At 47.1% G+C, this 14713-nt stretch carries 9 protein-coding genes and 2 pseudogenes; all 11 read right to left on the reverse strand.

Annotated features, from left to right (window positions below; translation table 11 throughout):
• Positions 1–493: 493 nt before the first annotated feature.
• A complete protein-coding gene (locus ACLEXF_RS03065) occupies positions 494–1228 on the reverse strand; it encodes a hypothetical protein (RefSeq protein ID WP_423265725.1) in 735 nt (244 codons plus the stop codon).
• 228 nt (positions 1229–1456) lie between these two features.
• Complete coding sequence (locus tag ACLEXF_RS03070; RefSeq protein WP_047666522.1) at positions 1457–3499, reverse strand: AAA-like domain-containing protein; 2043 nt, start codon at positions 3497–3499, stop codon at positions 1457–1459.
• 60 nt (positions 3500–3559) lie between these two features.
• Positions 3560–4509 (reverse strand): annotated as a pseudogene (locus ACLEXF_RS03075) (IS3 family transposase).
• A gap of 303 nt (positions 4510–4812) precedes the next feature.
• Complete coding sequence (locus ACLEXF_RS03080) at positions 4813–6198, reverse strand: hypothetical protein (protein WP_423265726.1); 1386 nt, start codon at positions 6196–6198, stop codon at positions 4813–4815.
• Positions 6199–6221: 23 nt separating this feature from the next.
• Complete coding sequence (locus ACLEXF_RS03085; protein WP_265659728.1) at positions 6222–7274, reverse strand: hypothetical protein; 1053 nt, start codon at positions 7272–7274, stop codon at positions 6222–6224.
• A 249-nt stretch (positions 7275–7523) separates the two neighbouring features.
• A complete protein-coding gene (locus tag ACLEXF_RS03090; RefSeq protein ID WP_228144158.1) occupies positions 7524–8159 on the reverse strand; it encodes an SOS response-associated peptidase in 636 nt (211 codons plus the stop codon).
• A 324-nt stretch (positions 8160–8483) separates the two neighbouring features.
• Positions 8484–9320, reverse strand: a complete 837-nt coding sequence (locus ACLEXF_RS03095) for a hypothetical protein (RefSeq protein WP_234978252.1) — start codon at positions 9318–9320, stop codon at positions 8484–8486.
• A gap of 9 nt (positions 9321–9329) precedes the next feature.
• Entirely contained in the window at positions 9330–10427 is a 1098-nt protein-coding gene (locus ACLEXF_RS03100) for a tyrosine-type recombinase/integrase (RefSeq protein ID WP_047666526.1), read from the reverse strand.
• Positions 10428–10582: 155 nt separating this feature from the next.
• Positions 10583–11674: pseudogene (locus ACLEXF_RS03105) on the reverse strand (AbgT family transporter); the annotation flags it as partial.
• A gap of 122 nt (positions 11675–11796) precedes the next feature.
• A complete protein-coding gene (locus ACLEXF_RS03110; protein ID WP_395127347.1) occupies positions 11797–13242 on the reverse strand; it encodes a M20 family metallopeptidase in 1446 nt (481 codons plus the stop codon).
• Positions 13242–14552, reverse strand: a complete 1311-nt coding sequence (locus ACLEXF_RS03115) for a M20 family metallo-hydrolase (protein ID WP_117130065.1) — start codon at positions 14550–14552, stop codon at positions 13242–13244. The genes ACLEXF_RS03110 and ACLEXF_RS03115 overlap by 1 nt, the downstream gene beginning before the upstream one ends.
• Between the last annotated feature and the right edge of the window lie 161 nt (positions 14553–14713).

Below are 14713 nucleotides of genomic sequence, written 5' to 3' on the forward strand. Positions count from 1 at the left end.
ATCGGTAGTGGTTATGCTACTACAGTCCGCTTATAGCGAACAGCGGACATTCACAATTATTCTTGACGCTCAGATTGCATTACTAACATTGCCGTATATTAATCAACGGCTAGCAGATCATACTGACAACGGCAACAGGGAAAAAAGAAATTTAGTGTTACCTCTCGAAGAAGTTTTCTGACTCGGGAGTAAATTCTGAGCTGATTTTGGTAATCCTCAATACCATAAACTTACCTTGGGGGGGATCTTTCCAGTATTGATTGCTTGCAATATTATTCTGGTGTTTACCGGAAATTGTCTGTTTAAATAATGATTGATTCAAACTCAACAGAAAGTTAGTATAATATTTTTTTTGGATGAGTGTTGGCAGATGTTGGGTTACAAGCTGTAAATAAGTTCCTTGCATTCTGGTAGGGATGGTACGACCACTCCATCCTCTATTCGTCCAGCCAAGGCCCACCGCCATTAGTATTAATCTAACCAAACGAGCCCATTATGGATTAGAATTAAGTTCTGCGCCAACCTGATAGCCATTAACTAACATGCCGGATTTAAGCGCAAGCAATAACTCTCCTGTGGAAATATCGCATTTTTCTGATAGTTGCGACGGAGCTCCCATCCAATGACAGGGCCAGTTTGAATGTCTTGAGTAAGATTTTCTTGCTGCAAGGTAAAATGCATACGGATACGGGTTTTTCAAATAATTTAGTGCTGGAAGATTGAATTTTTGCGTGTAGGATTTTCTCCGCTTTAGGCGGAACGTTGGCCATCGACTGTAAAGTGCAAATTCTTTATTTGAGGAATCACCAAAAGTCACTGTCACTTTGGGTTGCCGGGATTTGTTTTTCGTAATCTTTGCTTGAATGATGACAGCTCGCTCATGAACTGTACCGAGATACTTCCACGAGCTGTCTATCAGATGGTTGTTGTATAAGATCAGAGCATCCCCGAGCTCAACTCTTTCGAATAAACTCTGGGCTGCGTATTCAGCAATCGGCTTTTTATCAATCCAACCCACGTCTACAGCATAATGATACGTATGCATGTTGCCCAAAACATGTCGATCAGATATGAAAAGTAATTTAGCAAGCTTATTGAGATGCTCGGTATTAAAGAGTGACGCAAATTGATGAAGCTCATATGTTTTAGTTGCTCGGTAGGCTTGCTTCCTGAAATGTGTGCGAGCTATCTTATTGATAGCCATATCCACAATTTTAGCTTCGCGCATGTTTAACTCCTTACCTTCGAATTTTTCCATTTATACCAACACCGCACGAGATTAGCAACGACAGCTTGTCACAGAGCGGAAAAGCACAAAGTGCTGTGTGTATTCAGAGCGAAAAGTGGACGTTGTTATTTTCTAATACAGTATAAAAGAAGGGCCTTATCAAAAAGACCCTTTTAGTTTAATCAACAGTGAAAGACCTCTAGTGGAATATATTTATCTGTGTATCCTTTAAAAAATCTGAGGGACTTTGCTAAGCCTATTTTTAAACCAAGAATAGCTATTGAGAAAATCATCTCTATCGATTGGTTGTACAGGTTTTGCATGAGCTTCATATCGCCTTGCTATATTTATTGTATCCATATTCATCTCAAATCGCTCAACTTTTTTATCAAAAATAGCCCCTACATCTTCCCAGTTTGATTTAAAAATACTTTTTAAATCCGACAAAAATATTTCATTAATCGCCTCCTGTGGCCTTCTCCCAATAAAAAGATCACTCAATTCCTTGGCTTGGGGTCTTTGTTTTAAGCTTTTAATAATTCTATCAGATATTAGTTTGTCATCAAACCCATACTTAAAGCCAAGCAGCATTATAATATATTTTCTCAATGCGATCTCTATTTCAGTTCTTTTATCAAATAAAAGTGCTAGGTCGGCAAGATTTGGCTCTTCAGGTAGTAATTCGAGAGGTAGATCTCCTCTTTTAAAAGGGGAGATTTCATTTTTATATGAAATCCCATAATCCCTCAGGAAAATTAGAAGGTCTTTTATGGCAAAGTTTCCATTATCATCACGAACTAAACCATATTTTACAAACTGGACAGTTTTTTCCGGGCTTTCTTTTAAGTATGATAATACGAAGTCAGTATCACCATCAGCTAATATCAACAATAGTTCGTATTCGTCTGGATACCACCAAACTAATGATAACAATATGTCTTTTATCGGTCGTGAAAGACGTTGCCTAATAGAGTTTTGTGCTTTTTCAAAATCATCAACTGTGATTTTTATTGTTCTGTCTGTGGGTACGGCTCCCTTGGAACGAATAACTTCACTACATGCCAGGCGAACTAAGTAGGGATGTCCGCCATAAGCTGATTTCAAAAATTCATAGCAATCTTCTTCGTAAGTGAAGCCAGAATACTTTCCTATCGTTCTGACCATTTCTCGAATGAAATCTTTTGAAAGTGGTTCCAAATAATACGGAATGGCTAATTGGAATATTGGATTCTGTACTTTTAAGAAGTGTGATTGCTCAACACTGGAAGGGTTTACCCCAGCAGTAACGAATACCAATTTACTGTTTATTTCCTGTGAAACAGAACGTACAGTCTGCCAAAATGGAACAAAATCATCATCCCAATGCTGTCCGAGGTTATTGCTAACTCCAGGAGTTATAAATTCAATCTCATCGAATAACAGGCAGACTTGTTGTATTTTTTGATAACCAAGTATTCTTTTTATAATATGGTTGAAACTATTTGAAGCATTATCCCTATCATAGATTCCATCATCTTTCACTTTGATACCAAATTTCAGATCCATTGAGGAACATAATCTACTGGCTATTTCTCTAAGTAACTGCCACCAACGGGAACCATACAATCCTGGGCTTTGGCAGTCCATATATTCGACTAAAACATTTTTATCATGAAGCCGTCTCTGCAATGCAAAAAGAACTGAGGTTTTACCTGTTTTCCTTAAGCCAAAAATCCCAGAATTCTCCCCTCTCGATGTAACTCTTTGTATTATCTCCTGAACAAGTCTGTCTCGGCCATAAAAATATTTATCATGCTTAATTGGTGATGAAATGCCATATAAATCAAATGAACCGATTCTTTCTGCCAATCTTGCACGTAGGAAAAAAGTACCTCTTTGTTTATTTCTTAATTCATTTGCATGGACGGCAATTATAATCCAATCAACCGTTTGATTTAACAATTCAGTAGTGCTCTCAGCATCACCCTCATGAATTACAAAAGCTACAACCTTATCAACCCTATGCCTAAAGTCAGGGGAGGAGGAAAAATTTTCGATATTAGTTAAAGTTCTTGCGTCAGTTTTGTTATGTGGAGAATAGAATGCTATGATCTCTTTTTGCAAGCCAAATCTTTCAATAATCTGTTGTTTTGGCTCCAAAAGCCAAACAAACATTCCTCCGTGTTGGTTTCCAAAAGTAACATTAAATGCTTCATCTAAGCTGTCAGCAAGCTCTGTTTGTTCAGGGTGCTTATGAAAAAATCTTTCATTCGCCTCATTTTTTATACTCATTCTTCGGTATCCTTCTATATCAATCTGGACTGACCCCACGACAGTTGACAAATTCTGTCCTCACGACGAGGCTTGCTCAAAGGCCTCCGGACTGACACCGCCGAGATGACTGTGGCTCCGGGCCCGGTTATAGAACACTTCAATGTAATCCAAGATGTCCGCCCGGGCCAGACCCCGGGTTTCGTATATTATCTTCCTGATGCGATCTTTTTCAGTGAACTGAAGAACGATTCATCCACCGCATTATCCTAGCGGTTGCCATGGCTGGCTCATGCCCGAGGCGAGGTTATTGGCCCGGCAGAAGCGCTGCCTGCCATCACTGCCATACTGGCTACCTTTGATCGCTATGTATAATGACCTCGCTTTCAGGTTTTCAACGCCAGACGGTCATCATCAGCGCGTCGAGCGAGAGAGTACGCATGAGAGAGTGGGCCTTATCGATCAGCTGAACACATTACGGGCGAAGAGATCGATAACCACCGCCAGATATAGCCATCCTTACAAGTGCGGATATAAAGGATGTCTGTGACCCGTACCTGACTGGCCGAACAACGGTAAACTGCGGCTGCACACGATTAGGAGCGACCACTGATGGTCGGCCAGCGACACTACATGGTGCTTTATAGCCACGTACCGCTTGAATTCGATTCAATTGCATGATGTGGCCCACGCGCTTTTGACTGCAGGTTTCCCCGATTTCGTTCAAATTGCCATGATTCCGCCGATAACCGTATACGCCTCCTCTCAGTGAATATGAGCCGCGGATAAGCATCATCAGGCTTATGACACCCCAGACTGGTTTATGCAGCTACGTACTGAACACAGCCCGGGCAACATTCAGTAACCGACAAATTGTCATCATACTCCATACAGTGCGGTGTTCCTTGATAAAACATACTTCAGTCAGGTTCCCTTGCAAAGTACCGCGCGGACTTTTCTTTGTAGAGGCTGTGCGCAGAAACGCTCAGACGGTCGGATACTTCGGCAACGGAAAAACCGAGTTCCGTTATCCTACGGACGGCTTCTTCCTGAAATTCAGGAGTAAATCATGGTGTGTCCCTTTGCTCTTCATATGCTCAAATATAGTGAAGGATCTTCTGCGGGGGAGTCAGCCCAAACTTCCGCTTCTGGCACAGAGCGGACAAGCGAACTGAGTCAAAGGTCCGCCATGAGCGAGGAGCGGACACATCTGTCATGGCGGGGTAAAGCAGAGCCGGTCATCAAACTCGTAACATTCCCCCCTTCATTATTAGTTTTAAATCTTGTCAACTTTCTTCTTTCAAGAATATGCTTGCATCAAGCAATCACGGCTTTTACTTGGCTTCGAGTTTATCGGCGACATCTGGAACAATACTAAACTCGGTTACTGATGCAAGTACCTGGTTTTTCCATTGGGTCTCACAGATGATCTCTCCATTGTGTTCAAACCAATGTGTTGCCCCCGGCAGGAAATCATGGGACATTGGATGAGCAGCATTAGGGTTATGAAATACTTCAAGTTCAAAACACCAAAATTCTTTGCCATCGCAAAGATTAATATATTCAGGCGATTGAATATCTAGGTCGAAGTCAATTGGTTCCAAGGCCCCTTCAGTCCTATCAAATAAAATCCCAATCCTGCGGGCTTTCACAATAGGTGAGGAAAATTCAGCTTGGATTGCCATTCGCTGGAATTTTGGCAATGTTCCAGCATTACTAAACAAGATAGCAGATAAATTTTCAATCTCTGGGTGGTTAAATAGTCCTGCCGGAATATTTTTATGACCTAAAAGCTGTTCAATTGATAATGCAGCAGCCTTAATACCTTTGGATGTTTTGACTGTATGTGCGGTTTGCCCATACAAATAGGTTGGAAGTGACTCGCGAGACCAGACCATAGTGCCCCCACCGCTAAAATCCGCTATAGCGATTGCAAATGGGAATCCTTTAACATGCGGTAGTTCTTCATACTTTCTCTGGAGTTTAGATCTGATGGTCTTAGCGAACCGTGCTGCCATATCACCTGCTGTGCGAGCTAATCGATCTCCGGGGGGGAATTGTGTTTGAGGCAACTTTAGGCTGCCCGGACCAGTTGGATTCGCGGTGACCGCCTCAACATATGCTTTGTTATTACCGTTCATGAGCATAAAATCCGGAGATGGATAATCTTGAAAAACTTTAATTCCCTGCTCTTTAAAACATGCGAAAAGGTATAGCTCCCAGATTCTAGAGTTGAATCCTTGGGTCTGGAGATCGGTTCTGAAGTTATCATCAGGTTTTGGTAATGCCAGATAGAGCTCGACAATTAAATGAAATGCTCCTCGGTACTTTATCGTGGACGATAATTGTATAAATGCCTGACAAACATTCCGCTCACCAACATGATCCAGTCGGGCTCTACGTGATTGCCCAGATGGAATCGGTAATAAATTCCCTCCGGCTGAAAGGTGCTTATCAAGATGCACCAATGCCTCCTGCTCGGTAAAACACATCTTATGCTCGAGAGGTACCAGCACATAATCTTCCCGTCGCCTGAGCACGACAAGGCCATATGAATTTTTGCTGTATTGAAGGACTGCACCATATCCAAGCCCTTTTTCATTTGACCAAGCGGAAAGGAATGCTGCATTACCATAATTAGACCCATGTGGCAATGACATTGCAAATATCTTAAATGCTTCAGCAGGCATTCTTAGTAGGCTATAGATCTTATTAGACATTTTTCATCTCTCCATAGATAATCCTAAAATTCAGTTAAATTGAAGCTTCCTTGATTTAGATGACATATTTCTGGGACGACCGATTCTGATATACCTTCACTTTCATGAATCTCTAGTGTTACTACTGTACTAAGCTCAGGAAACAATCTTCTCTTTGTTTTTGGTTTAATTTTTATATGTGAGATCATCTCCAAAAATCTGGAGGTTGTATAAATTGTGTTATAATGAGCAGATCCTTCGCCATCGTCATACCATGAGCCTGTATCCACTACTACAGTGTTAAGTAATGGTGCTATTAAATTGAAATTATCAGTGCGAATAGAGACTGCAAACTTGAAGGGATAAGAATCTTGCTGTGCAAAGTAATCCTCCCCACGCCCGTATTGCCTAGTAATTTCAACTATTCCGCGCACCAAAAGATAAATATAATTTTCGTCAAGGTTCAGCAACTCAATGGATTCAACATTGCACCAATCAACAGTTGTTTGTGAAGATAATATATCCAGTTCGTCAGGGATATTATTCATTGTGATATCAGTAACTTCATTCTGTACTTCCTCGATTATTGATTCGGTAATAACACGCTCAAGTTCATCGAAGGTATCGAATATTTTGTTACACAGTTCTATTATCAGTTTAGCACTCTCAAAAAACTGTTTGGGGTTACTATCAAATGAATGTTCGCTAATATGGGTGTAATCGTTTAAAGAAGAATAGTTTTTATTGAACCATGCTATACCTTCATCTAGTCTTTCGATAGCTACATCATCAAGAAGTTGGTCGGGTATATGCTTCTGGGCGATGTATTTTGCTTGCTGTTTACGGGTAATAGTGGCGTTATTTTTGTTTTTAGTGAACCATGGAGACGCCATAACTCTGTCATTTGGTGCCAGTCGTTTCAGCACATGATTTATTAGCTCACGTATTGCAAATGCAAAGTTGTTGAAGCGCAGAGGATTACCATGAGAACAATAGTTGCGAAGACTGGCATGTAAGAGTTCATGCTCAAAGTCAGTTTCTAGGTGCTCTTGGAACTCCTTGATGAAATCCATTTCAAGCATTTTTTTTAGTTTCATATAAGTGCCTAAGTATCAATTGATTGTGGGCTAAATAGCCTGCTTTTATGTTACAGAACATACTGGTACATTGGATAGTTGAAGCTGGATAAAAATGTACGGTTACTTAGATTAAGTAATCAAGAATCAAGAATCAAGAATGTCGGACTTTAAAAGTAATAGTTTCCCATATCTGTATCCAGTCACTGCATTGTGCATTATTCACTATGGCTAACGTCCGCTTCTGGCACATTTCGGACGTCATTAAAGCTACAGGCTTTTGATAGCCTCAATCAAACCAGCCCCCTGATTCTTCACGTTACCCACCGCGCGTGAAACTGGGTGCCATGTGAAATGGTCTGCTGACAGAGCGCCATCTGCAATTATTTCCTCTGCCTCTTTCCCTCCAAGATCCTGCCTCATCCATTCACGGGCTGCTTCAGGCGTCAGTACCAGCGGCCGGCGGTCATGAATATCGACCAGCCCTTGATCGGCCGCCGCGGTGACAATCAAAAATCCCTCAGATTCATCCCCGCGCTCGAAAGGGATACTGCCGATAGCCGCTATGAAGATGGGCTGGCCATCAACACGATGAATGAAATAGGGCTGCTTCTTGTCTCCTTCTCGCTTCCATTCAAACCAGCCATCGGCAAAGCAGATCGCCCGACCATGCTGCCAAAGCGGTTTAAACATCCTGCTGGTGGCTGCGGTCTCCACCCGGGCATTAATCAGCGGTGGTTTATCCCACCACCTTGGTGCGTAACCCCAGTGAACCGGGTCGAGGTGCAACTGCTCGTCGCGTTCGCTTAGGAGCAAAACTTTAGTGCTTGGCGCCACGTTATACCGGCCGATTGGTTCTGGATCATAGGCGATGTCACGCTCAGCTTCTTCGGCAAGATAAGCCAGATATTATTCGCGTGTCTGTGATTGGGCAAATCGTCCGCACATGGTTACCTCCAGCAGTCAAATTGAAAGTATAGAAGGCATGGGGGAAAACAGGGACATCGAGACGATATAGAGCTGATGGTAATTGTATTGGGTACCTCCTTAACGGAATAGTGTACTTGTAGGAAATGTGAGCGTGTAGATGCAAACCAAACCAAGTAATCATGGGAAGCCGGTAGTAATTTTATTCAACCAGAATAAAAGTAAAATATGTTTTATATGCTGGTTATAAAATTAATTAATATTATCTTGTATCCAAATAATAATAAAGAAGAGTAATGTCCATTACAGTTTTCGATAAGGAGTGCTAGAGCTACTTACATATAGGGTGTAGTCATCTTTAGAGTGTGTTTTTCTAACTCTGCTGGTTAATTTGGTTGCGAATTTCTCAAGCGATGAAACTGATAAATACTGATTTTCTATAGGTCCTACTGTTATGGACATAATAGAGCAGGGGTTAATATCGAGTGAAATATATGGGATTAATAAATCACCTTTAACACGGAAGTTAATGATTGTATCGTCATTTTTGCATGCAATTACTAGTCTTTTTTCATGTTCGCTTTCAAAGGCTTTGTTTTTAAATGAGAGTGCGTATATTTCTATTAACAATCTAAGCCAATAATCCATAATTTGGATATTGTTGTGTTTAGATAGAGAATAAAGTTGTGGGATGATAATGTTTTCTAACAAAGAATTAGCATGTGCTAAACCATCCACAAAATCCATGGCGTAAAAACAGTCAAACGCAAAAAATTCATCTTCGATTAAACTTGGAGAAATAAAATCCTCTTCAAATCCAAGCATAAACATACCATAACTACGCCATTGACTCAAAGAATCAGGCGTGTGACTAAATGATGCAACGAAAAGATTTTCTGCAGCGTCAGGTGATGTTAATTCAGATGTAATCAAGTAACTAATTGAGTTTTCTATTTTTTCTGAGAACTCGATAGGGTAGTGGTTTTTATAGCCATTATATGATTCTAGAGCATGTTTGAAAAATAATAGCCCCATTGTAAATTCTTCTTTATCATTAAGATAGCGACATTCAGTAAGCCATATTTTTTCATTTTCAACTATAGATTTGGCTGCTGTTAAATCTGTGTAATGATATATCATACGATTTCCTTAATCAGCTTTATTTTTGAGTAACATATTAAATTTCTCATGTAGAGACTTTGGAAACAACTGCGTGTAAACCTGCCATAGTATTGAAAGAGAACGGTGCCCGGTAACTTGTGCAACATCTTCAATGCTGAAACCTGCCTCAAATAATCTACTTGCACCCTCGCGGCGTAAATCGTGATATCTCAGATCTTCAATCCCTAATTCTTTACGAACACGTCTATACATGGCTGTTATAGTTTTAGGATTGAAAGGGAATACCCGCGGATCAGTTTTAGACTGCATCTTAAGAATTCTCCATGCATCACCAAGCAAGGGAACTAACATATGGTTTCCTGCTTTCTTTCTCGGATCTTTACGGTCTCTCACGAGAACGGAACGTTGGGTTTCATCAACATCATCCCAGAGAATGCGACACACTTCACCTATTCTCATACAGGTAAGAATGGAAAACATAAATATTTGATGTAATGGTGCACCTGTATAAGCTGTTTCAGCCTTCATCTTGAGTACTTCATATAATTGATCAACTTCTACAGAACTTGCTCGTCGAGTGCGTCGCTGTGATGGGCCTATGATACCCATATTTCTCAACCAAACTTTGGCATCTGACAATTCGTTTATATTAGCGTTAGCTCCAAAGAGAGGTCTGGCAGCTTCAAGCGCAACGCTTAAATAGGATACGTCCTGAGAAATAGTAGAAGGTGCAAGCCCTTGCGCTTTTCTGGCTTGGCAATGCTCGATAATATGCTTTGCCGATAACTCCGAAAGTCTGATGTCTGCCAGGAAGGAACGACCAAGTGTGCGGAGAGAGCTTCTTTTTGATGCGCCAAGCGTTATGTTTGGGTGGTTCTCATACTGAGTAAGCAGGTCACCAACAGTTATAACAGCGTTCGTCTGCGCATTGCGGGCGGGATCTTGGATGCCATGCTCTTCAATGTATGCTACACGTTTAGCACCCCAGGACTTCGCAAGGGTGTTCTTGGAGAAGGTTTTGTTCTCCCGGTGGACGTACTTACCATTTTGTTTAACGGCTACAGTACAGCGATAACGGGCAGTTCCATCACTGCGTAATCTTTTCTCTATGGTGAAGAAAGCCATATCCAAACCTTCAACTGTGGGGTGCTGTATGGGGTGCTGATAACAACAGAATGGGTTAAAACGGGTAAAAATAGACTAAAATATAACTGGCTAAACATCCAGTGTAATTTTATATATAACTGATATTATTATATATATTTTATAGTGTCTGATTTGTGGCTACGATTGAACATCGCCACGAACTGCGCCAGCGGGAAGACCATCACGATAAATCCGGCCATCTCTTTCATCGGCTCAATCATCAACTGCGGCAGATCGGCCTGACGGCGAATTTTGCCAGTGGCGATGCCGTAAGCCAGCGACACGACAAAGAAGAAAAAGATGATCAGCGGCACGATGCCTTTGATAAACGGCGAGGGCATCACCGTGTGCTGAACCGGATCGCGAAGAATGCCGTTTTCAGGAACCACCATCAGGGCGATGACCGCCACGAACGCCAGCGTTGCTACCCCGGCGATGCGCAGGCCGAAACGCTCCTCAGTGGTCAGGGTTTGCAGCTTTTCGTCGCGGCTGCCTTGCCACTGTCCGAGCCTCGGCTCCACCAGCTTGTCAGTGATTAAACCGCCGACGAGGGTCAGGAGGATCACCGAGGTCGCCATAAAGTACCAGTTGTCGATCACGCTGACGTGCAGAGAGGCATCGATGGATTTGGCCGCCTCGGTGCTGATCCCGGAGAGCAGCACGTCGGTGGTGACGATCAGTAAATTGGCGGTAAAGCCGCAGCCCACGCCGGCTATCGCCGCCAGCAGGCCGGCGACCGGATGCCGACCGACAGCGAGAAACATCAGCGCCCCCAGCGGCGGCATGATCACCAGCGCGGCGTCGGAAGAGATATGGCTGAAAAAGGCGATGAATAGCACCATATAGCTGGCATAACGGGCGCTAACGTGGGAGGCCATCTTGACCATCAGCGCGGGCAACAGGCCCACCCGCTCGGCAAAGCCGGCGCCCAACACCAGGGCGAGGATCGCCCCCAGCGGCGCGAAACCGCTGAAGTTTTTAATCACGTTCGGTAAAAACCAGTGCAGCCCTTCCACGCTGAGCAGGTTTTTGACCACCACCCGCGACCCGTCCGCAGGGTTTTGCACCCCGACGTTGAAGGCGGAGAGTATCGCCGTGGCGGCGATCAGCGCCACGATAAGATAGATAAACAGCAAAAACGGGTGCGGGACCTTATTACCGATCTTCTCTACCCAGCCATAGCGCTTTCCGGCGGGGGAAGGCGACGGTATGGATGACATACTCATGGGCGTTCCTCTGTTGTCGTTGTTGTGTTGGGCAGGCCTGCTCCCGTACTGCCGGCGATTATTATGGTCGGTGCGTGCCGCTATGCCGGTCAGCGTCTGTCAGGAGCGGTCTGGTCTTATGGTTATCGTAAAACCGACGGTCTCACCTCCGCCGGAATCGGGCAGCGGTAAGGATGTTCGGCCAGCGCCTGCCTGAGCTCTCGCTGGCTGGCCTCCAGCAGCGCGCGGTCGCTGAATAAACGGATCGCCGTCGCCGCGAGGACTTTCCCCGCCAGCAGCATCCCTTTATGGGCGATGGCGGTGCGTCCCTGGCTCACCAGCTGCCAGCTGTGCAGCGGGGTACCCACCGCGAAGCAGGGGCTGAAGCATTGGGCCACCGGCGCTTTCCAGCTGACGTCGCCGACGTCGGTGGAGCCGGCGAGAATCGTATCCGTGGCCGCCCACGGCGCCACCTCATCAATCAGCAGCGTATCGCGGTGGCGACGAGCGAAGGTTTTCCCCGCCTCGCCGCCGGTGCCGGCGATATTGTTCAGGCTGTTGTTGATATCGTTGGCGCTGAGAGTGGCGCGGATCGCCGCGGCAAAGGCGCGATCGTCGTCGCTCCATGCCGGCGTGCCGTAATGCGCTACCGCCTGATACATCGCCGCTTCGAGCGTGCGGTTGGGCAGATAGCTGGAACAGGCTTTTTCAAAGCGGCAGCTGACGTGGGTCTCGGTCATTAGCGCGGCCCCCTGGGCAATCTTCTCAATGCGGGCGAAGATCTGTTCTACATCTGCCATCTCCGGGGCGCGGATCAGATACAGCACTTCCGCCTGGGCCTGGACGACGTTGGGCGAGACGCCGCCGGTATCGGTAATGGCGTAATGAACCCGCGCCTTTTCGATAATATGTTCATTCAGGAAGTTACTGCCGGTGGTCATCAGGGTGACCGCGTCCAGGGCGCTTCGCCCCAGGTGCGGCGAATTGGCGGCGTGGGCGGCGGTGCCGGTAAAGCGCCACGCCGCCTGAATGTTGGCGAGAGTGCGGGTGCTGAACATCCCGGCCCAGGCCTCCGGATGCCAGGTGAGGGCCGCATCGACGTCATCAAACAGCCCTTCGCGCACCATGAACGTTTTGCCCGAGCCGCCTTCTTCCCCCGGGCAACCGTAGAAGCGCAGGGTGCCCGCGCCGCCGTGCTGCTGCAGCCATTTTTTGGCGGCAACCGCCGCGGCGAAAGCCGCTGTCCCGAGCAGATTGTGCCCGCAGCCGTGACCGTTGCCCCCCGGCGTTGACGATGTCGGCTCCGCGCAATGGGCCTGTTGGCTGAGACCCGCCAGGGCGTCAAACTCGCCCAGCAGGGCAATAACCGGTTGGCCCTCGCCGACGCTGGCGATAAAAGCATTGGGGATCCCGCCAGCATCACGGGTCAGCTGGAAACCTTCCGCTTCCAGGGCGTCCGCCAGCCGCCGGGTGGACCAGAACTCCTCAAAGCGCGTCTCCGGGTGGTCCCAGATATCATCGGCGATGGCGCAATAGGTCTCGCGGCTTGCCTCAATTACCTCTTCAACAAACTGAAAAATCGGGTCCATCACACCCCCCGCTGCCAGGGAAAGTTAAGCGCGACGCGCGCCAGGGTGTCGACCGCGACCGTCATTACGCTCTCGTCGAAGTCAAACTTCTCGTTGTGATGACCGGCGCTCAGTTCGGTGCCGAATATCATGTATGACGCAAGGCCGCCGCGCGCCTGGACCCGGGCCATCATCAGGGTGGCGTCTTCCGATCCCGCCGGGGCGGCGATGCGATCCACCGCCTGCTGCACGCCGGGCACCCGCGCGGCCTGTTCGCGCAGGTACGCCACCCACGCCGGCGACGGGGCGCTGGCGGTGGCGGCCCCCATCATGCGTAACTCGTACCCGGCTTGATACATCGCCGCGGCCCCGGCGATGACGTGCTGCGCCCGGTCAAAAACATACTGGTTGATGGCTTCGCTTTCGCCGCGGGTTTCCACTTTTAACAGAGCTGAGGAGGGCACCACGTTGCGTCCGGTGCCGGCCTGCATCACCCCGACGTTGACCCGCGAAGCGCCGGCGCTGTGCGGTGGGATGGCGTGCAGGGCAAGGGCGGCCTGGGCGGCGGCGAGCAGCGCGTTGCGCCCATCTTCAGGCTTGCCACCGGCATGAGCGGCCACGCCGCTGAACTGCACATCGAATTTGGTGGTGGCCATAAAGTTGTCGCCACCGCACACCACGGTGCCGACCGGGACGCCGGTGCCGATATGGATGGCGGTAAAATAGTCCACCTCGTCCACCACGCCGGCGGCCACCATCGCGCGGGCGCCGCGGGTACCCTCTTCAGCAGGCTGGAAAATCAGTTTAATGACGCCATTGAGCTGGGCGACATACTGCTTGAGCACATGCGCCAGCCCCAGCCCGATGGCGGTATGCCCATCGTGGCCGCAGGCGTGCATCATGCCGGCGTTGCAGGAGGCGAAATGGTCGCGATGGGGGCGATGGCTGTCATCGTGCTGCTCATTGAGGTCGAGGGCGTCCATGTCGACGCGAAAGGCCAGGGTTGGGCCGGGACGTCCGGTGTCGAGCGTCGCCACCACGCCGGCGAACCCGCCTTCAAACGCCGGCAACCAGCGTTCCGGCGCCCCTTGCTCGCGGGCGCGCTCGAAAGCCTTGGCCAGGGTCTCCTCATCCGGCAGCCCCATCCGGCTGTCGGCATCGATGACGTCGCGCCCCAGCGCCAGCTGGTAGCCAAGCCCGTCGAGGATCTCCGCCACCTTACTGGCGGTGCGAAACTCCAGCCAGCCGGATTCAGCGTGCAGGTGAAAATCGCGGCGCCATTGGGTCATGGCTGGCGCCAGCTGGCGCAGGTATTCATCAAGTTGCGGCATAGCTTATCCTGTCATAAGTAAAAAATGTGATGGCGTTCACGATGTGATAGCTTTTATTTATCACTGACACGCTACAGGCCTTAACGCTCTTAACCTGCCACAGCCTGATGGATTACAGTAGATGTCATTTTCTTGCGTCTGATAAACAAGGGTTATCACCA

Origin of the sequence: Klebsiella pneumoniae complex sp. WS1778, assembly GCF_049472055.1 — a bacterium.
In the GTDB taxonomy this organism is placed as follows: Bacteria; Pseudomonadota; Gammaproteobacteria; order Enterobacterales; family Enterobacteriaceae; genus Klebsiella; species Klebsiella quasipneumoniae.